Source organism: Geobacter sp. FeAm09 (assembly GCF_008330225.1).
Lineage (GTDB): Bacteria > Desulfobacterota > Desulfuromonadia > Geobacterales > Pseudopelobacteraceae > Oryzomonas.
In genome coordinates, this window is the sequence record NZ_CP042466.1 from 3,817,440 (window position 1) to 3,835,672 (window position 18,233).

The 18,233-nt window shown below is 62.4% G+C and carries 17 protein-coding genes and 1 riboswitch; of the genes, 10 read left to right on the forward strand and 7 right to left on the reverse strand.

Translation table 11 applies throughout. The features are described from left to right. Positions 1–61: 61 nt before the first annotated feature. The 7 genes from FO488_RS17915 to FO488_RS17945 form a co-directional block, all read right to left on the reverse strand. Positions 62–943: a type II secretion system protein N gene (locus FO488_RS17915; protein ID WP_149211807.1), complete on the reverse strand. Its 882-nt coding sequence runs from the start codon at positions 941–943 to the stop codon at positions 62–64. Positions 944–1,002: 59 nt separating this feature from the next. After that, complete coding sequence (gene dapF, locus FO488_RS17920) at positions 1,003–1,839, reverse strand: diaminopimelate epimerase (protein ID WP_149211808.1); 837 nt, start codon at positions 1,837–1,839, stop codon at positions 1,003–1,005. 873 nt (positions 1,840–2,712) lie between these two features. Beyond that, positions 2,713–2,886, reverse strand: coding sequence for a twin-arginine translocase TatA/TatE family subunit (locus tag FO488_RS17925; protein ID WP_149211809.1), 174 nt, complete (start codon positions 2,884–2,886; stop codon positions 2,713–2,715). A gap of 40 nt (positions 2,887–2,926) precedes the next feature. Continuing rightward, on the reverse strand, positions 2,927–3,370 hold the full coding sequence (locus FO488_RS17930; RefSeq protein ID WP_149211810.1) for a hypothetical protein: 444 nt from the start codon (positions 3,368–3,370) through the stop codon (positions 2,927–2,929). 14 nt (positions 3,371–3,384) lie between these two features. Continuing rightward, the gene (locus FO488_RS17935; protein WP_149211811.1) at positions 3,385–4,893 is read right to left on the reverse strand and encodes a hypothetical protein; all 1,509 of its coding nucleotides are present in this window, start codon (positions 4,891–4,893) and stop codon (positions 3,385–3,387) included. Positions 4,894–4,990: 97 nt separating this feature from the next. After that, the gene (locus FO488_RS17940) at positions 4,991–6,676 is read right to left on the reverse strand and encodes an FAD-binding protein (protein ID WP_149211812.1); all 1,686 of its coding nucleotides are present in this window, start codon (positions 6,674–6,676) and stop codon (positions 4,991–4,993) included. A 57-nt stretch (positions 6,677–6,733) separates the two neighbouring features. Next, positions 6,734–7,144 carry a cytochrome c gene (locus FO488_RS17945; protein ID WP_205743303.1) on the reverse strand — a complete coding sequence of 137 codons (411 nt, stop codon included), beginning with the start codon at positions 7,142–7,144 and terminating at the stop codon, positions 6,734–6,736. 526 nt (positions 7,145–7,670) lie between these two features. Here FO488_RS17945 and FO488_RS17950 point away from each other — a divergent pair. From FO488_RS17950 to FO488_RS18000, 10 genes are all read left to right on the forward strand, one after another. Then, complete coding sequence (locus FO488_RS17950; protein ID WP_149211814.1) at positions 7,671–9,233, forward strand: sigma 54-interacting transcriptional regulator; 1,563 nt, start codon at positions 7,671–7,673, stop codon at positions 9,231–9,233. Positions 9,234–9,408: 175 nt separating this feature from the next. Further along, positions 9,409–9,936, forward strand: a complete 528-nt coding sequence (locus FO488_RS17955) for a gamma carbonic anhydrase family protein (RefSeq protein WP_149211815.1) — start codon at positions 9,409–9,411, stop codon at positions 9,934–9,936. Continuing rightward, on the forward strand, positions 9,936–11,327 hold the full coding sequence (locus FO488_RS20255) for an EamA family transporter (protein ID WP_240732046.1): 1,392 nt from the start codon (positions 9,936–9,938) through the stop codon (positions 11,325–11,327). Before FO488_RS17955 ends, FO488_RS20255 begins: the two co-directional genes overlap by 1 nt. Positions 11,328–11,341: 14 nt before the next feature. Next, positions 11,342–12,265, forward strand: coding sequence for an EamA family transporter RarD (gene rarD / locus FO488_RS17970; RefSeq protein WP_149211817.1), 924 nt, complete (start codon positions 11,342–11,344; stop codon positions 12,263–12,265). A 21-nt stretch (positions 12,266–12,286) separates the two neighbouring features. Next, the gene (locus FO488_RS17975) at positions 12,287–13,594 is read left to right on the forward strand and encodes an Nramp family divalent metal transporter (protein ID WP_149211818.1); all 1,308 of its coding nucleotides are present in this window, start codon (positions 12,287–12,289) and stop codon (positions 13,592–13,594) included. A gap of 4 nt (positions 13,595–13,598) precedes the next feature. After that, positions 13,599–14,504, forward strand: coding sequence for a universal stress protein (locus FO488_RS17980; protein WP_149211819.1), 906 nt, complete (start codon positions 13,599–13,601; stop codon positions 14,502–14,504). A gap of 119 nt (positions 14,505–14,623) precedes the next feature. Further along, positions 14,624–15,382 carry a GPMC system MBL fold metallohydrolase gene (locus tag FO488_RS17985; RefSeq protein ID WP_149211820.1) on the forward strand — a complete coding sequence of 253 codons (759 nt, stop codon included), beginning with the start codon at positions 14,624–14,626 and terminating at the stop codon, positions 15,380–15,382. A 28-nt stretch (positions 15,383–15,410) separates the two neighbouring features. Beyond that, complete coding sequence (locus tag FO488_RS17990; protein WP_149211821.1) at positions 15,411–17,249, forward strand: TIGR04442 family protein; 1,839 nt, start codon at positions 15,411–15,413, stop codon at positions 17,247–17,249. A gap of 36 nt (positions 17,250–17,285) precedes the next feature. Then, positions 17,286–17,347, forward strand: a riboswitch (Fluoride riboswitch). A gap of 133 nt (positions 17,348–17,480) precedes the next feature. Next, positions 17,481–17,870 carry a fluoride efflux transporter CrcB gene (gene crcB, locus FO488_RS17995; RefSeq protein WP_149211822.1) on the forward strand — a complete coding sequence of 130 codons (390 nt, stop codon included), beginning with the start codon at positions 17,481–17,483 and terminating at the stop codon, positions 17,868–17,870. Beyond that, positions 17,870–18,217, forward strand: a complete 348-nt coding sequence (locus FO488_RS18000) for a DUF190 domain-containing protein (protein ID WP_149211823.1) — start codon at positions 17,870–17,872, stop codon at positions 18,215–18,217. The genes crcB and FO488_RS18000 overlap by 1 nt, the downstream gene beginning before the upstream one ends. The last annotated feature ends 16 nt before the right edge of the window (positions 18,218–18,233 follow it).

Genomic DNA, 18,233 nt, shown 5'->3' on the forward strand with positions numbered 1-18,233 from the left:
GTTTCGTAACAGCGGTCGTTGAGGATCGGCAAAAGCCCGTTCCCGTTCGGGGCGGGGCCGTTCACCGTATGTCGTAGTTGAATGTCGTCGGCTGGCCGTCGCGGATCAGGTCGAGCTTGAGCTTGCTCTGCCCCTTGAGGGCGATGAACGACTGCAGCGCCTTGTCCGGCGAATCCATGGGGAAGTCGTTGAGCCGCAGGAGCACGTCCCCGTTCTTCACGCCCACCAGGGCGAACAGGCCGTTGGGTTTCACCTCCGAGGCCCGGAACCCCTCCACCTTGCCGTCCTTCTGGCTCGGCAGCAGGCGGGCGTCGCTCATGGCCTGGGCCGGGTTGTCCAGGGCGGCGTTGAGCGCCCGCTGGTCGATGACGAAGTTGCCGCCGCCGATGTTGGCGACCGCGCCGCCTCCCTGGGGAGCGCCCGACGAGGCCGGAGCCGCCGCGGGAGGGGTCATGGGGGTCAAAAGCTCCACCTTCTTGCCGCCCACCACGATGAAGGCACGCTCCTTGCGGACCTCCGCCAGCCGCCCTGCGTCGAAGACCATGTCTCCCAGGCGGAAGACCCGCTCTTCCTGTTTGGCGGTGTTGCGCACCAGGGCAAAGGTCTCGCGGAACGAGCCGACCGCCGTGCCGAGCAGCATCAGCTCGGCCGGCGCGGTGGCGGGTGCAGCAGCCTGGGCCGTAGCGGGGGCGTTCACGATGGGAGTGAGTTGCCCCTGGGTCGCCTTGCCGAACAGGCCGCTCCCCAGGATCGGGGCATAGAACCCCAGATCCTCGATCCTGGGGAGCGGTGCGGCCACGGGGGCCGGTTTGCCCCCCCCCGCGCCTCTGGGCACAAAGGCGGAGGTGAGCCGCCTCCCCAGGCTGTCGGCGGTGATGGCCGCCAACAGGGCGATAATGACGACCCCAAGCAGGGCATTTATGATGGTAAGAGCACGTGGCATAAGTGTATATCACCTTCCCCTCCGGTCAAGCCGGGGGAGCGGGGGCTTTGCGGGACGTTCTACAGTTTGATCTCGCCGCTGAACACCTCGACCGCCGGGCCGGTCATGTAGATGGTGCCGTCCTCGGCCCACTCCATCTCCAGGTCGCCCCCCGAAAGGTGGTTGAGGATCTTTTTCTCGGTCAGGCCGTTCAACACGCATGCCGCGGTCACGGCGCTGGAGCCGGTGCCGCAGGCCAGGGTTTCGCCGGCGCCCCGCTCCCAGGTCCGCTGGCGGACCTCGGTGCGCGAGAAAATCTGGACGAACTCCACATTGGTGCGGCGCGGGAACAGTTCGTGGTTCTCGATCAGCGGCCCATAGGTGGAAACCGGGAAGTTCTCCACATCGTCCACGAAGATCACGCAGTGGGGGTTGCCCATGGAGGCGCAGGTGATCGAAAAGGTGCGGTCGAGGACCGTGAGCGGCTCAGCGATCACCCGGGCGGCGGCATCGCCGGTCATGGGGATCTCGCCCCTGGTCAGCCGCGGCGGACCCATGTTGACGCGGACCTTGGCTATCGTGCCGTCGTCGCCCGGCACCAGTTGCAGGGTCAGGATGCCGGCCCCGGTTTCGGCGGTGATCTCGGTTTTCGCAACGATGCCATGGTCGTAGGCGTATTTTGCCACGCAGCGGATGCCGTTGCCGCACATCTCGGACTCGGAGCCGTCGGAATTGAACATCCGCATGCGCACGTCGGCCTTGTCCGAGGGCATGATCAGGATGAGCCCGTCCGAGCCGATGCCGAAGTTGCGGTTGGCAACCTGTATGGCCGTCTGCCGGGGGTCGGCAACCGTCTCCTCGAAGCAGTTCACATAGACGTAATCATTGCCGGCGCCCTGCATTTTGGTGAATTTCATCGTACACCGTCCCCTTTCAACAAATGCTATAGAGTAGCAAATATCATCCAGTGCCGCAACAAGACATTAAGCACATCCGCAGATACGAAAGATATCTCACAGAATATATGCTCTCCGCCTTCCCCCAAACCGGGGGCCGGAATGAACGCATACTTTTCGGCCACTGCCGCAGGAGAAGCGTTGCCGTAACGGATTCATCATAACTTTCCTGAATTCAGGGGACTCAAGGGGCGTTATCTGTGGCGGCCAACCGAATCTTATCGACAAGGCATAATTAGTGCGGAGGGTGTTTTTTCGACAGCGGCGGGAAAGGGAACCCGATTCATAAGCCTTTTCCTTCCGGTTCCATAAATGCCGGATTGGCAGGTTCTGATGCATGGTTTCGTGGGCTGGCGCCCTGCCGTGCGTACCATGCCAAACATAATCATCCCGTTGTATCCGACGATGTTCCGGCACAGCAGGCACAGGCGATCCTTTGGCTATATATGGAGCAGGACTCGAAATCATCGCCGCAGAAGGTTACTATGTTGGAAATTGTTTTGCTCGATATGGCGTAGCAATAACATTCCGGAAAGGGCGCTTCCACGAAACGGCATGTATCCTGTCGGCGCAGGCCTCTGATTTCATCATGAGTTGTCATGGTTACAGGATCGTCCCATAGATCTGCCGACAGACGTTGCAATCTCTTCTGTATGGTCGTGCGTAGCGGATTGGCGGCATGCGGGCTCCCCTGCCAGATGCCGCCCGATGACAGAAAGAAGCCCATGGAGGAAGGAGGGGAACTCCACGGGCTTCTCACCACACAGAACGAGGGGCGCGGCCCCTCCCCTGCGTACGGCAGCGGATGCGGAAAACCGATGTCTTGCCCGGCTGTCAGCTCTCCGCCTTGGGGTTGATCTCGATCTGATCTCTGCCGTCGGCGGCTTTTCGGAAATTGCTGATCGCCTTGCCGAACGAACTGCCCAGTTCCGGCAGCTTTCCCACACCAAATATCAACATCAGGATTGCCCCGATAATCAGCAGCTCGGGCACACCGAAACCAAACATAACCGACCTTCCTTTCAGGTTAGAATAACGGCCGCTGCAACTAATTGTGCGGCGTGGTCTTGTGACAGACGAAGCAGGTGCTCTCCTGAACCGGTTTGTGGCACTGGGTGCAGTGGCCGGAACTCCAGCCGCTGCGATGGCTCGCCGGCGGCGTGTTCTGATGGCATTCGATGCAGCTGTCCTCCTTGTGGCAGGCAAGGCAACTGCTCCGGTCCCAGCGGGCCTCCAGGCCATGACCCTTCCTCGCCCAGGCACCCGTGTGGTTGCGCGGCTGCACCTCCTGGTGACATTGGATGCACGACACCCGGTCCGTGTGGCATTCCAGGCATTCGGCCAGCTTCACCTTGCTCGCGGCGCCGTGGTTGTGCAGCCAGGTGGCGTCGTGGCTGGCAGGTTTGTTCGATTCCACGGCATATGCGGCAAGGGCGACGCACAGCAGTAGTGCGGCCGTCGCCAGGCTCAGTGCCGTTGTCTTGATGTTCATGGTTGTACCTCTCCCTAGAAGATGATGTTCGCCCACAGTTCCGTGGTGTAGTTCGTGTTCAGGCCGTTGTTCAGATCGTTGTAGAAGCTGCCGTGCTCCAGGTTGACGTCGGCGGAGAGGCTGATCATCTTCGTGGGCCGGTACTGGGCGCCGATATAGTAGTTGCGCGACCAGTCCATTTTCTTGGCGTAGTAGTTGTAGCCGGTGCTGTAGTCGGGGCTGAGGCTCAGGTTGAGGTTCTGGTCGTAGTCGTAGCGGTTGTAGGAGGTGCCGGCCCAGATGTCAACCGCTTTGGTGAGTTTCTGCCCCACCTGGACGCCGTACTGGATGCTGTCGTTAGAGTTGGAGATGGGGGTGCGCCTGACCCCCCAGTAGTCGGCGCTGAAGGAGATGTAGGTGTCCTTGTGGGGCAGGCCGGAGATGTCGAAGGTGCCGCCGATCCGCTCGTAGCTGCGGTTGCCGAAGTTCTCAGGGCCGGTGACGATGCGCTCCTGAAAACGGATGCCCAGGACGAAGTGGTTGAGAAACGCCTGGTGGGCGCCCAGTTCGTATTTGTTGTAGCGGCTTTCCACCCCGACCACGTCGGTCAGCGGGTTGACCACATAGCTGGCGGTGCCGACGTCGTTGAGCATGCCGTGGTATGTGGCGGTGAGAATGGTGCCGGTGGCCGCCACTTCATAGCCCATTTCCCCATTGAGGCCGACGGCGCCGTTCATAACGGTGCTCCCCAAAGAGGCGCTGCCGCCCGCAAAGGTCTGGTCGATGCGCATCTTGCCGTAGTCGGTATCCACGCCTTTGGTGCTCAGGCGGGTGTATTCCCCGGCGAATCTGGTGTGCGGCGCAAGCTGGTAGGTGGCGCCGCCACCCGCGAGCAGGTCGTGTCCCGTGTGGTAGTAGAAGCTCACCGGTTTGCCGCCGTAGACGTAGGCGGTGGCCTTGTCCCCCAGTTTGACCCCCACGTCGCCGCCGTCCAGCACAAAGTCGTTCAGGTGGCTGGTGGTGAGCCGTCCCACGGTTGCTTTGGTGTTCTTCACCACCCCGTCGAAGGTGGCGGTGCCCACATAGAAGCGCGGCGCCCATTCGTCATGTTTGAGCTGCGTATCCAAAGCATCGCGGTAATAGTAGTACAGGTCGCCGTTTCTGTTCCCTTCGTACTTGCCCTTGTCGCCGTTGACGTCGGCGGCGAACCGGGCGTAGGCGGAGAGGGAGACGGTGCCGCTGCCCAATTTCGCGGAGTCGGTGCGTACCCGCAGGTACTGGTAGAAGTCCTGGTCGTTACCCAGGTGGTTGCTGCCGAAATCGTTGAACCTGAGCCGGTACCGGGACGTAAGGGTGGTGTAGACCTTGGTGCCGCCCAGGCCGATGCCGGTGGCGCTCTCCTGCATCTGCCCCGGCGAAACCTGCCGCGACCAGCTGTCCGGGGTGGTGTAGTCCCCCTGCTCGAAGGCCGGGGCCTCGGCGGCAAGGGCGATGATACAGAGCATCGCCGCCAGCGGGATGCCCCATGATGGATGTCTGTGCACTGCGCGTCTCCTTGATGGTTGATTGCAGATATCCTTGTCAATGGAATGGGACGCCCGCAGGCGTCCCGCTGTCCATCGGGCCCCTCGGCGCGGCCTGCTAGAGCGCTGCGAGGTACTTGCCCACCAGATACCCCGACATGCAGTTGCGCGTATGGCTCAAACAGTTGAGATTGTGGGGATAGGTGTTGTAGAACATGCCGCCCGAGGTAAGGCCTATGGCGTAGAGCCCGTCGATGGGGGAACGGCTCTTGTCGAGCACCCGGCTGTTGGTGTCGACGATGAGCCCGCTGGCAGTGCAGAGCCCATCTGAGAACTCTTTCGTCGCATAGTAGGGAGGCGAGTCAATGGTCATCATCATATTCCCGGGAAAATTGAAATCGCTGTCCTTCCCGGCCGCCGCCATCTCGTTCCACCGCTTGATGGTGGCAACGAAAGCGTCCTGAGGGACCCCCATCATGACGGCAAGATCTCCGAGCGTGTCCGCCTTGATGGCGGCGCTGCTGGTCGCGGCACCGACCCAGACGCTTTTTGGAGCATAGCACGATGACGAAGGGGTCCAGATTTTATCGATCTTGGTGGCGATGGCACTGTCGACGATGTAATAATCATAGGCTCCGGGCTGAGCCTGGATGGCGAGCGCCAGGTGGCCATACGGCTCATACTCGGGAGTGAAGCGTTTCCCCAGCTTGTTCACGCGCAGGAAGGGCATGAGCTGCTCGGGATCGAGCATGATCGAATGGGGGTACTCGTCTTCGGCAGCGCCGACGGCGAGCCCCATCAGATGGCCATCGCCGGTGTTGCCCGTTGCGGTGGTGAGCCAATGCCGCGGGACGCTTCGCGGACGGCAACGCTCCTTGAGCATCTGAAGATTGAACTCATAGCCGCCGGTCGCGAGGACAACCCCCTTGGCGCAGTTGTACTTCTCATACCCCTGATCACTCTTGACGATAACCCCGGTGACCTTGCCGCCGGAGGTGACAAGCTGACAGGCCGGGCACTTGTATCGGATCTCCCCCCCGGCCGCCGTGATGAACCCGGCAACGATACCGGCCAGGTCGGAGGGCTTGTAGGGCAGGTTGAGGGAGGTGTTCCACGACCGGCTCAACGAGGTCTTGTCCCATTGGTCGCGGAAATTCGGGAAATCGCCCGCAGCGAACGTCAACGGATAGGAGTCGAGACTCTTGTTGTCGAAGTGGCTGATATACCAGTCCACGGCTTCCCCGTTGTTGTCGAGCCAATGGCGGAAAAGCTCCATGTCGCCCTGGAAGGCATTGTCCAGCATGGCGTCGGACATCCAGGCATCCGTGTCATAGGTCATGCCCCAATGCTTGTGAAGCTTCGAGGTGGTGCCCCCGATGGTGGCGGAGTTGTAATTGCCGGATGCACGCTTCTCCACGGCAACGGTCTTCAGGCCGCGCTCGGCGCAGGAGAGTGCCGCGGCGTCACCGGCGGGGCCGAGGCCGCAGACGACCACATCCACATTGTAGGTTTTCACGATAGCACTGTCGGGGATGGTGGTGGTGACGAAAGCGCTCGTGCCGCTTCCGGCGGCTGTGACTTCGAGCTCCTCAAGGACGGGCCATACCGCCTTCGACGGATCGGTCGTCTGCATCGAGCCTGCGGATTGGGTGCTGGGGGTCTGGACGACCCTGGTGACATTATCCCCGCATCCGGCGACCATCCCGCCCAAAACCGCCGTTCCCACGGCAGCGCCTCCGGCCTTCAAAAAGCCGCGGCGGGACATCTCGATGTTTATCGTTTTCTCTTTGTTGTGCTCATCCATGCCATTTCCTTTCGTACTCGTCATTCGGTAGTGGGGTGTTGGACATCATTTCCGGGCTTATTGCAGAGTTCCGAAATACGTTACGAGCGCTTTCAACTGCGCATCACTCAGCTCAAACTGCATGTTGGCCGGGATCGACGTTAGCGTTGACCACTTTATGCCGTAGGGGTCACCTGTCGTTTTGTGGCATTTGCTGCAGTATGTCTGGAACAATGTGGGCCCATCAAGAGTAGTGTCAGTCGGTGTCGTGGGGGTATCCGGTGTCGTGGTTGAGGAGCCGGTGCTTCCGTTCTCATAAATAGTTTTGTCTTCGCCACAACCGGCAATCATCATCACGGCTACCAGCAGCACTATCAGAAACGGCATTTTGCTTGAATTCATTTTATAAACCCTTTCGTTAGTAACTAGTTGCAACGTAATAATCGTAACATTTGTAAAAATACCGTTTTTCAACACCTCCTCTTTCAATCATTTGAAATATTTTTACCATCACAAGTATCAGCTTAAATTTTAATACCTCCTTTTCGGGAATTATAAGCATGTCCATGAAATGGCTTCAAATTAGATAGCAAATTATTGACGTTAATACAGATAGTTATTGCCATTAATCAATAATCCTGGTTTCGTAAGCCAGAATTATGCCAACCCCAAAAGGGAATCCTAACAGCCTGAATTCGTGTGCCACCGGGTCCCGGATTATGGAGGAACCGTGGCGTTCTCCAACATGTCGTAAAAAAGACTCAAATATTTTGTAATTAGTTCCCCAATTACGATATATTGGAAATGCGAGAGGCATTGAAAGTTAAGGGGTAATTATTCGAAAGACCTAATGTGGCGGCAGACCGGGGGCGGCTGCCGGTGGCCCTGTGGCGCTTCCAGTCTGGCGGTTTTTGGAGGTTCGGCACCGGTTCTGAGAGGCCGGGGGCGGGGAGGTGGTCCTTTTGTTGCATGATTATTTCACGATTATTGCAAAATGCCGTCTCGCGGGGGGATCGTGGTGATTGACAAAAATAAATTTTTCCGGGAAGCAACCCTCGCAATTTGCAGCAGCCTTCATATCACTACGGCCCTGGAAGGGGTATTCAGCCACCTGAGCAGTCACATGCCGTTGGACCAACTGATCCTCGGCACCTTTGACGACACCATTAGATCGCTTCGGCCAATAGCCTTTGTCGCCAACGGGCATCGTGCCGCCCCTCCGCAACCGCTTACCGCTCAGGACGGCCTCTGGGAATGGGGCTTGTCGCGACGGGAGCCATTCATCATCTCGCACACCGCCCATGACCCCTCCATCCGTGCCATTGCCCGATCCATCGGGAGAGATGACGATTCCGACCTGGTCCTGCCGCTGAGAATCGCCAACGAATGCATCGGGGTTCTGACACTTCGCGCCCAGGGGAGAGACCGCTATACCTCGGAACACCTTGACCTGCTGTCAAGTGTGGCCGAGCCGTTTGCCATCGCCCTCTCCAATGCCTTGGCCCACAGAATGCTGCTCAAGCAACGCGACCAGCTCATCGACGACAACAGCTTTCTGCAAAATGAAGTTCTTTCCCGGGCAGGCGACGAGATCATCGGCGGCAACTCCGGGCTGCGCAACGTGATGGATCTGGTGCACCAAGTGGCGCCCCAGAAGACCACCGTCCTGCTCTACGGCGAAACGGGGACCGGCAAGGAGGTGATCGCCAATGCGATCCATGCCGCCTCGCCACGCCGTAACGGCCCCTTCATCAAGCTCAACTGCGGCGCCATCGCGGAGAACCTCATCGACGACGAGCTGTTCGGCCACGAAAAGGGGGCCTTCACCGGTGCTCACGCCGTGAAGCGGGGGCGTTTCGAACGCGCCAACGGCGGCACGCTGTTCCTGGACGAAATCGGCGAATTGCCGCTCTTGAGCCAGGTGCGGCTGCTGCGGGTGCTGCAGAGCAGGTTGATCAGCCGCGTGGGCGGGGAGAAGGCCATTCCGGTTGACGTACGGGTCATCACCGCAACCAACCGGGATTTGAAACGGATGGTAGCCGAGGGGAGTTTCCGGGAGGACCTGTGGTTCCGGTTGTGCCTGTTCCCCATCACGATCCCCCCTTTGCGGGAACGGCGTAACGACATTCCGGCACTGGTCCGGCATTTTGTGGGGCAGAAGAGCCGCGAGTTGGGGATCAGCGTGCCGTCTCCCATTGTGCCGGGCGCTATGGAACGCCTGACGAACTATGCATGGCCGGGCAATGTGCGTGAGTTGGAGAACCTGGTGGAACGGGAACTGATCTGTTATCGCGGCGGCACGCTGCGCTTCGACGGCCTGGCGTTCGAGGAGAAATGCCGCGAGGAGCCGAGCCTCGTCGAGCCGCTTGACGAAGCATATCCCCTGGATCTCGACGAGGCGATGAGAGTACACTTCAGGCGGGCGCTGAAAATGACCAACGGCAAGATTCACGGGGCGGGCGGTGCGGCGGAGCTGCTCGGCATCCACCCCAATACCCTGACGGCGCGAATGCAGAAGTTGGGCATGGCCTACGGCAGGCAAAAATCACCGGCGTATCGGCACATTCAGGAGCCCTGAGGCTCCAGGCTGCTTACGCCGCCTCCCCCGGCGGTCATCGCCGCCTCGCTCCCCTGGTTGCAAAACCGTGTGAAATGCGTATACTTACCTTCCACCTTATCCCGGCACCCCCCAAGAAGCGAAACATCCCATGACGAAGAGCAGGGAGAGCAGCGGCCAGAGAGGAACTATCGTTATGATCCGACCATTTCAGGGCATCCACCCCAAGATCGACCCGTCCGCCTTCGTGGCCGAGACCGCCGTGATCATCGGCGACGTGGAGATGGGTCCCCAGAGCAGCATCTGGTACAACTGCGTGGCCCGCGGCGACGTGAACCATATCCGTATCGGCGCCCGCAGCAACGTGCAGGACCTGACCATGCTCCATGTCACCCACAAAAAGCATGCCGACGACCCCGGCGCGCCGCTCATCATCGGCGACGATGTCACCATCGGCCACAGCGTGACCCTGCACGGCTGCACCCTGCACAACGGCTGCTTCATCGGCATGCAGGCCATGGTCATGGACCGGGCGGTGGTGGGGGAGGGCGCCCTGGTGGGGGCGCGGGCCCTGGTCACCGAGGGAACGGTCATCCCGCCCCACACCCTGTGGGTCGGCGCACCGGCCAAGTACAAGCGCGACCTGACGCCGGACGAGGTGGCCTGGCTGCGCAAATCCGCCGGCAACTACGTGAATTACGCCCAGCAGTATATGAACGACTGATGCCGAGACCGGCCCTCAATCCCTATCTGGCCGTGGCGGCCGCCGTGATCGCGGTCTCCTTTTCGTCGCTGTTCGTGCGCCTCGCCACGGCGCCGCCCCTGATCATCGCCACCTACCGCCTGCTGTTCACCTTTGTGGCGCTGGCCCCCTTCACCCTCATGAAACGGGGGGTGCTGGCCGGGCTCGACCGGCGGCAGGTGGCGCTCTCCGCCATGAGCGGCCTGTTTCTGGCCCTGCATTTCGTGACCTGGTTCATCTCCCTGGGCTATACCAGCGTGGCCAGTTCCACGGTGCTGGTGACCCTGCAACCGGTCTTCGTGGTGGTCGGTTCGCTGCTTTTCTTCAAGGAGCGCATCCCGCGCCTGGCCGCCGTAGGCGGAGTACTGGCCCTGGCGGGAAGCGTCATCATCGGGGCCGCCGATTTCCAGGTCGGCATGCGGGCGCTGATCGGCGACCTGCTGGCGCTGGTGGCGGCGGTCATGGTCTCCGGCTACCTGCTGATCGGCCGCAGGCTGCGCTCGGGCATCCCCCTGGAGGGATACACCTTCGTCACCTACGGGACCAGTTCCCTGGTTCTGGTGGCCGCAACGCTGGTCACCCGGACACCCTTCACCGGCTACCCGGCCCGGGACTGGCTCTTGTTTCTGGCCCTGGCCCTGGTCTGTACGGTCATGGGGCACACGGTCTTCAACTGGGCGCTGAAATACGTTCAGGCCTCGGTGGTTTCGGTCAGCATCCTGGGCGAACCCCTGGGGGCCATCCTGTGGGCCGCCGTTTTCCTGGGGGAACCGCCGACCCTGCGCCAGATGGCGGGGGGGCGGTCATCTTCAGCGGCCTGTATCTCTTCACCAGGGTCACGGCGCGCGCTCCGCAGCCGACCTGACACATGCAAAGAAGGAAGGAAACCAGTCATGCACCATGAACTCAGCCCCAGCGCCCGCAAGGTGCAGGAAGCCCTGGAAGCGGCCGGGGTCCCCTGTCGCGTGCAGGAATTGGCCGCCAGCTCCCGCACCGCCGCCGAAGCGGCCGAAGCGGTGGGCTGCGATGTGGCCCAGATCGTCAAATCCCTGGTATTCAAGGGGACCCGCTCGGGAGCCCCGGTGCTGGCCCTGGTCAGCGGCAAAAACCGCGTCGATGAGGCCTTGCTGGCAGCAGCCTGCGGCGAACCGGTGGGCAAGGCCGATGCGGCCTTTGTCCGGGAGCGTACCGGCTTCGCCATCGGCGGCATCCCGCCCCTGGGACACCGGGAGCCGCTTTGCCCGGTCATCGACCGGGACCTTCTGGAATACCCCGAGGTCTGGGCCGCGGCCGGCACCCCCCACGCCCTGTTCCGCATCACCCCCGCCGACCTGCTGGCCGTAACCGGCGGCCGCCCGGCGCCCCTCTCCTGAACCGGGACCGGCCCATGCAATCCCCCCCCAGCCGGGAACCGCTCCGCCAAGGCCTGATCTACGGCCTGCTGGCCTATCTGGTCTGGGGTTTTTTCCCGGTCTACTTCAAGGCGTTGCACGACATCCCGCCCCTGGAGGTGGTTGCCCACCGCATCGTCTGGTCGGTCTTTTTCCTGCTGGCGCTGGCGGCCCTCTCGGGGCGCTGGGGCGAGGTCAGGGCGGCCTTCGCGTCGCGCCGCGTGCTGCTGACCCTGGCCGGCTCCACCACCCTGATCACCGTCAACTGGCTCGTGTTCATCTACGCCGTGGGCCAGGGGCAGGTGCTCCAGTCGAGCCTGGGATACTTCATCACCCCCCTGGTTAACGTGCTTTTGGGCATGGTCTTCCTGCGGGAGCGGCTGCGGCCGCTGCAAATGATCAGCCTGCTGCTGGCCGTTGCCGGGGTCGGCCTCCTGACGCTCCGGGTCGGGGCCGTGCCCTGGATCTCCCTGGCGCTCGCCGCCTCCTTCGGCCTCTACGGCCTGCTGCGCAAGACGGCCCATGTGGAATCCCTGGCCGGCCTGCTGGTGGAGACGCTCCTGACCGGGCCGCTGGCCCTGGCCTACCTGGTCTGGCTGGCCCTGCACGGCCAGGGCGCCTTTCCGGCGGCCGTGGAGCGGGGTGCCCTGTGGCTCCCCCTGGCGGGCGTCCTGACCGCCACGCCGCTTTTGCTCTTCGCCGCAGCGGCCCGCAGGCTGCGGCTGGCCACCATCGGCTTCCTGCAGTACCTGACCCCCACCCTGCATTTCGCCCTGGCCGTGCTGGTTTACGGGGAACCGTTCACCCCGGCCCATATGCTGACATTCATCTTGATCTGGAGCGGCCTGGCGCTCTATACTGCCGATGCGGTCCGCACCTTCCGCAATCCGGCGGCAAGCCGCGGCGAAGATCACTCCTGACCGCGGGGGAACGGCACCTTTATGGTAAAAGAACATCCTCCACCCGCTGCGAATTCCCCCGACTCCCGGACCGTGCAGACCGCCCTGGACATCCTGGACGGGCAGTCGCGTCCGAACCGCCTGACGCGCCTGATGCCGTTTCTGGGACCGGCCTTCATCGCCAGCGTGGCCTACGTGGACCCGGGCAACTTCGCCACCAACATCCAGGGGGGCGCCCAATTCGGCTACCTGCTGGTCTGGGTGATCGTGGCCAGCAACCTCATGGCCATGCTCATCCAGACCCTTTCGGCCAAGCTGGGCATCGCCACGGGCATGAACCTGGCGGAGCAGTGCCGGGCCCGCTTCCCCCGCCCGGTGGTCATCGCCATGTGGCTCTTGATGGAGATCGTGGCCATGGCGACGGACCTGGCCGAATTCCTCGGCGCCGCCCTGGGCTTCCAGCTCCTCATGGGCATACCGCTCTTCGCCGGCGCCCTGCTCACCGCCCTGGCAACCGTGCTGATCCTGGGGATGGAGCGGTACGGGTTCCGCCCCCTGGAGGCGGTCATCTCATCCATGGTCGGCATGATCGCCCTCTGCTACCTGCTGGAAACCATCATCGACAGGCCCGACTGGGGGCTGGTCGCCTACCACGCCGTCGTACCGCAGTTTGCGGGGACCGAAAGCGTTCTCCTGGCCTCGGGGATCCTGGGGGCCACGGTCATGCCCCACGCCATCTTCCTCCATTCCGCCCTGACCCAGGGGCGCATCGTCGTACGCGACCCGAAGCGGCTCAAAAGCCTCTACCGCTTCGAGATCGCCGATGTGGTCATCGCCATGGGCATGGCCAGCTTCGTCAATATCGCCATGCTGGTCATGGCGGCAGCCACCTTCCACACCACCGGGCACACCGCCGTCGGCACCATCGAGGAGGCCTACCGGACCCTGGAGCCGCTCCTGGGCTCGTGGGCAAAATGGATCTTCGGCCTCTCGCTGCTGCTCTCGGGGCTATCGTCGTCCACCGTGGGGACCAGCGCGGGGCAGGTGATCATGCAGGGCTTCATGCAGCGGCACATCCCGATCTGGCTCCGGCGCCTGGTGACCATGGCGCCTTCCCTGATCGTCATCGGCGTGGGGCTGGACCCGACCCGCACCCTGGTCGTCAGCCAGGTGGTGCTCAGCTTCGGGCTTCCGTTCGCAGTCATTCCCCTGGTCATGTTCACCCGCCGCCCGGACATCATGGGGGACCTGACCAACAAGCCCGTCACAACGCTCCTGGCCGGCATGATCGCGGGGATCATCCTCGCGCTCAACGGCTACCTCCTCTTCAAGACACTGGTAACGGGGTGATCCCATGTTCAAGCATTTCCTCGTCCCTTTAGACGGTTCACGCCTGGCCGAGGCGGCCTTGCCGGCCGCCGCCTTCCTGGCGGACAAACTCGACGCGCGGGTCACGCTCTTCCATGTGGTGGAAAAGAACGCCCCCAGCGAGGTCCATGGCCAGCCCCACCTGCGCAACGCGGAGGAGGCGGCGGATTACCTGCACCTCCTGGCACAGCGCGCCTTCCCCCCCGGGATCGTGGTGGACTGCCACGTGCACGCCACGGAAGCGGACGATGTGGCCGGCAGCATCGTCGCCCACGCCGACGAACTGGAACACGATCTGGTGATCATGTGTTCCCACGGCCGCGGGCAGGCCCTGCACCTGTTTCTGGGAAGCATCGCCCAGAAGGCCATTGCCCTGGGCTCCCGGCCGGTCCTCATCACCCATCCCGACGCGAAGGGGGGCGCGCCCCCCTTCGCCTGCAACAACATCCTCATCCCCCTGGACGGCGAGCCCGATCATGCCCTGGCCCTGCCGGTTTCGGAGGAGATCGCCCGGGCCTGCGGCGCGGCGCTGCACCTCATGACGGTCGTTCCCCGCTTCGCCTCCCTGTCGGGCGCGGCAAAGGTTTCCAGCAGGATGCTTCCCGCCACCACGTCCCGGATGCTGGAGATGGCCTTCCAGGATACCCGGGAGATCTTCCGGGAGCAGGTGGAATCCTTGCGGAGGCGGGGGTTTGCGGCGAGCGCCCACGTGTTGCGGGGGGACCCGGCAAAGACGATCGCCCAGGCCGCCAGCCAGACCGGGGTGGACCTGGTCGTGCTGGCCACCCACGGGAAAACCGGCATGGAGGCGTTCTGGGCGGGAAGCGTCGCCCACCGGATCTGCACCCTGAGCAAGATCTCACTGCTTTTGATCCCGCTCCCCAAGGCATAGCGGAGCGGGTCCGGCACCGCCCGCAAACGCCAGCGACATTGGCAGCTTGCAAGAAATCCGGCCTTGCCTGCATCGTGGATTTTTGTTATTTTCCTGGCACATTACGGAAAGGACGTCGAATGAAGGTAACCATCCTGGGGAGCGGGACATCCACCGGGGTCCCCATGGTGGGATGCAAATGCCGGGTATGCACGTCGGACGACCCGAAGGACCGCAGGACCCGGGCGTCCCTGCTGATCCACCATGGGGGGCGCACCATCCTGGTGGACACCTCCACCGACCTGCGGCGGCAGGCCCTGCGCGAAGGGGTGGAAAGGATCGACGCCGTTCTCTTCACCCACCCCCATGCCGACCACGTGAACGGCATCGACGACCTGCGCGGCTTCCACTTTCTGCACAAAGAGGTCGTTCCCTGCTATGCCTCCGCCGAGACCTTCCGGGGCTTGTGGACGGGGTTCCGCTACATCTTTTTCGAAACCGGCGGGTCGGGCTATACGCCGCTTTTGTCGCCCCGGGAGCTTTCCGGCCCCTTCGAGCTGTTCGGGCTGACGGTCGTCCCGATCCCGCTGCTGCACGGCAAGGGCACCGCCACAGGTTTCCGCATCGGGCCGATTGCCTACCTGACGGACTGCAGCGCCATTCCCGCCAGTTCCCTGCCGCTCCTGGAGGGACTCGACGTGCTGATCATGGACGGACTGCGCTGGACGCCCCATCCGTTCCACTTCAACATCGAGGGGGCCATTGCCGCGGTGGAACCGATCAGGCCGGCCCGCGTCGTCCTCACCCATCTGACCCACGAAGTGCTCCACAGCGAACAGGCCACGCTGCCGCCCGGCTTCGAATTCGCCTACGACGGCATGGCGTTCGATGTAATGTAATATGTGATTGTGACGGGAGAGGGAGACTATGCACAAGGACATACGGCTACATGGGCAGGTCGGCAGCCACGTCGAGTATTTCGTCATGGTGGTGGGCAACGACGCCTATCAGCGCTACTTTTTCAACATCGTCCAGGAGGAGGAGCACCTCCGCATCTTCTCGCCGGGCAACGAGTTCATTATCACGCCCCAGGGGATCGGCTACCAGGGAAACGGCGGTTATTTCTGCGAATACATGTTCGGCGTGGACCAGCCCTCCTCGGATCTCGCCAAACCGGACATCATCAACCGCCTGGTCATGTACGGAGCGCGTTCCGACGACACGGGCTCCATCCGCTTCAGCGACCGCACCCAGGGCGAGGAGAGCTTCGAGAACATCTTTTTCGAGGGCAACGCCGTCTGCAACTACTACTTTTTCGTCCACTCCACCCAACTCTCCCGCAAGCTGAAATACCAGCAGGAGGAACTGGTCAAGAATCTCGGCAAGGTCATCAAGCGCTCGGAATCGGTGGGCGACGAGCGCGACGACGCCCTGATCGCCAACATCTTCCCGCTGCTCAAGGACGATTCGGCCCAACTCTTCATCATCAAGCTGATCAACCGCCACCACCGGGAATACCGCGACCTCTTCAAAAGCCTGTACTACCGCAACAAAAAGATCGCCGACGACGATTTCGCCCGCCTGGTCAAGCTTGCGGCCACCTACCGGATCGACCGCTACCAGCAGGAGCGCATGCGCATCGACGCCATGTACCGCCATCCGTCCAACAAGCGCATCGTGGACGAATACCGCAACATCCTTCTGGCCTGCAACAGCAAGGGGGAGATCAGCCACCTGGACAACGCCCGGCTGACCCGGCTCAAGACCCTGTCGGTGCGCAACAAGATCCCCGGCGCCCTGTTCTATACCCTGGACGAAATGCTCAAAAAGGGGCGCAATCTGGTCCACCACCAGGAACAGGATTACATCGCCGCCACCCGCGAGGTGCTGCAGGGGATCTTCCTCAGGGAAAAGGAGATCGAAAGCCCGATCAACCGCGAAGACATGCTCAACCTGATCCTGGCCAAGAAAAAGGCCGTGGAGAACCGCGACCATTTCTTCGACCAGCTCATGCTGGACGCCAGCAAGGAGTGCGACGAAAAGATCCGCGACGGCGCCGACCCGGGGCTGATGGACGGCTTTTCCTACGTCATCACCTACCTGGACCGTTTCGACAGCGTCTCGAACCTGATCAGCCAACTGGCCTTCATGGAGAACGTGCGGGTCAGCGAGGAGATGCTGCAGGGGCTCCTGGAGCACAAGGCCGCCTTCGACAACCTCAAGGTGGGATGTTTCGAGGAGCTGTTCATCCGTGAACTGTTCCACAACGCCTACCTGGGCCGTTTCGGGCGGCGCAAGGTGACGGTCCTCCTGGCGGGGCTCAATGCCGTGGAGCGGCGTACCGGCACCACGGAGGAATTGCACCGGCAGCTCCAGGAAATCGACCAGGAAGAACGTCTGTCGGCGGTGCTCCTGGAACATGTGCGCGACCGGATCCGCAACTTCTACTCCCGGTTCACCACCAAGGCCGACCAGGAGGCCCTGCGCCGCGAGGTGATCGAGGAGCTGAAGAACAAGCGGCTCATCAAGGCCGACATCCCCGACCACCTGTTTCACGAAACCATCTTCACCATCAAGAAGGAGGCCATGTACCTCCACTCCCTGCTGCCCCAGATCATCGCCGAGCGCAATGTGGGGTTGCGGGAGGATTTCCTGGAAAACTCCGGCCTCGACCGTTTCTATGTGGAGGAGTTGGAGCGGGAATACTACGAGAAGAACGGCTTGAACCTGGAGGGGCTGTACCAGATCAGGAAGGGCCTCAGTTAGCGGGGGGCGTTCGCCTGCGCTTGAGGGCGGCCCCTCTTCGGGCCCGGCGATGGAGTTCGCCGCAACCGCTTGCCAAAGCTGATGACTCCTGCCTTCACCTGCGAGGCAGGAGTTTTTTATCTCCGGGGCGGACTTCGCCAGCCGGCAGAGGCACCACCCGGGGCACCCGGCGAAACAGGGGTGACATCGCCCGAAAGGCCGCTATACTTTCATGCACGGAGGAGGTTCCAGATGAAGACCGCTGCCGCCATAGCCATCTTCTGCGCCGGGGGGGGGCTTGCCCGCTACTATCTCTCGGGGTGGGTCTACAGCCAGCTCGGCCGGGTGTTCCCCTACGGCACCTTTGCCGTCAACATCATCGGCGCCTACCTCATCGGCCTGATCATGGAGATGGGTCTGCGCAGCACCGCCATCTCCGATACGCTGCGCCTGGGGCTGACCGTCGGCTTTCTCGGCGGGCTGACGACCTTCTCCACCTTCAGCTACGAAACCTTCAAGCTGCTGGAGGATGGCCAGTTCCTCATGGCCTTTGCCAACGTGCTGGCCAGCGTGGCGCTCTGCCTGCTCTTCACCTGGCTCGGCATCATTACCGTCCGGGCGGCACTTCAAGGAGGATTGTGATGACCAAATTGATCGGCGAGAATGTGCTGATGCGGATCTTCATCGGGGAGAGCGACCGCTGCGGCCGCAAGCCGCTCTACGAGGCGCTGGTGGAGCTGCTGCGCGGCGAGGGCTTTGCCGGGGCCACGGTCCTGCGCGGGATATGCGGTTTCGGCGCCCAGAGCGTGTTCCACACCCAAAAGCTCCTGGACCTGTCCGCCGACCTGCCGCTGGTGGTCGAGGTGGTGGACAGCCAGGAGCGGATCAACGCCGTCATGCCCCGCATCGACGAGATGATGGACGGCGGCATGATCACGCTGGAAAAGGCGACGGTCATCCGCTACAGCCGCAAAAACAGGGAGCCGTAAACCGAAGGCCCAACCG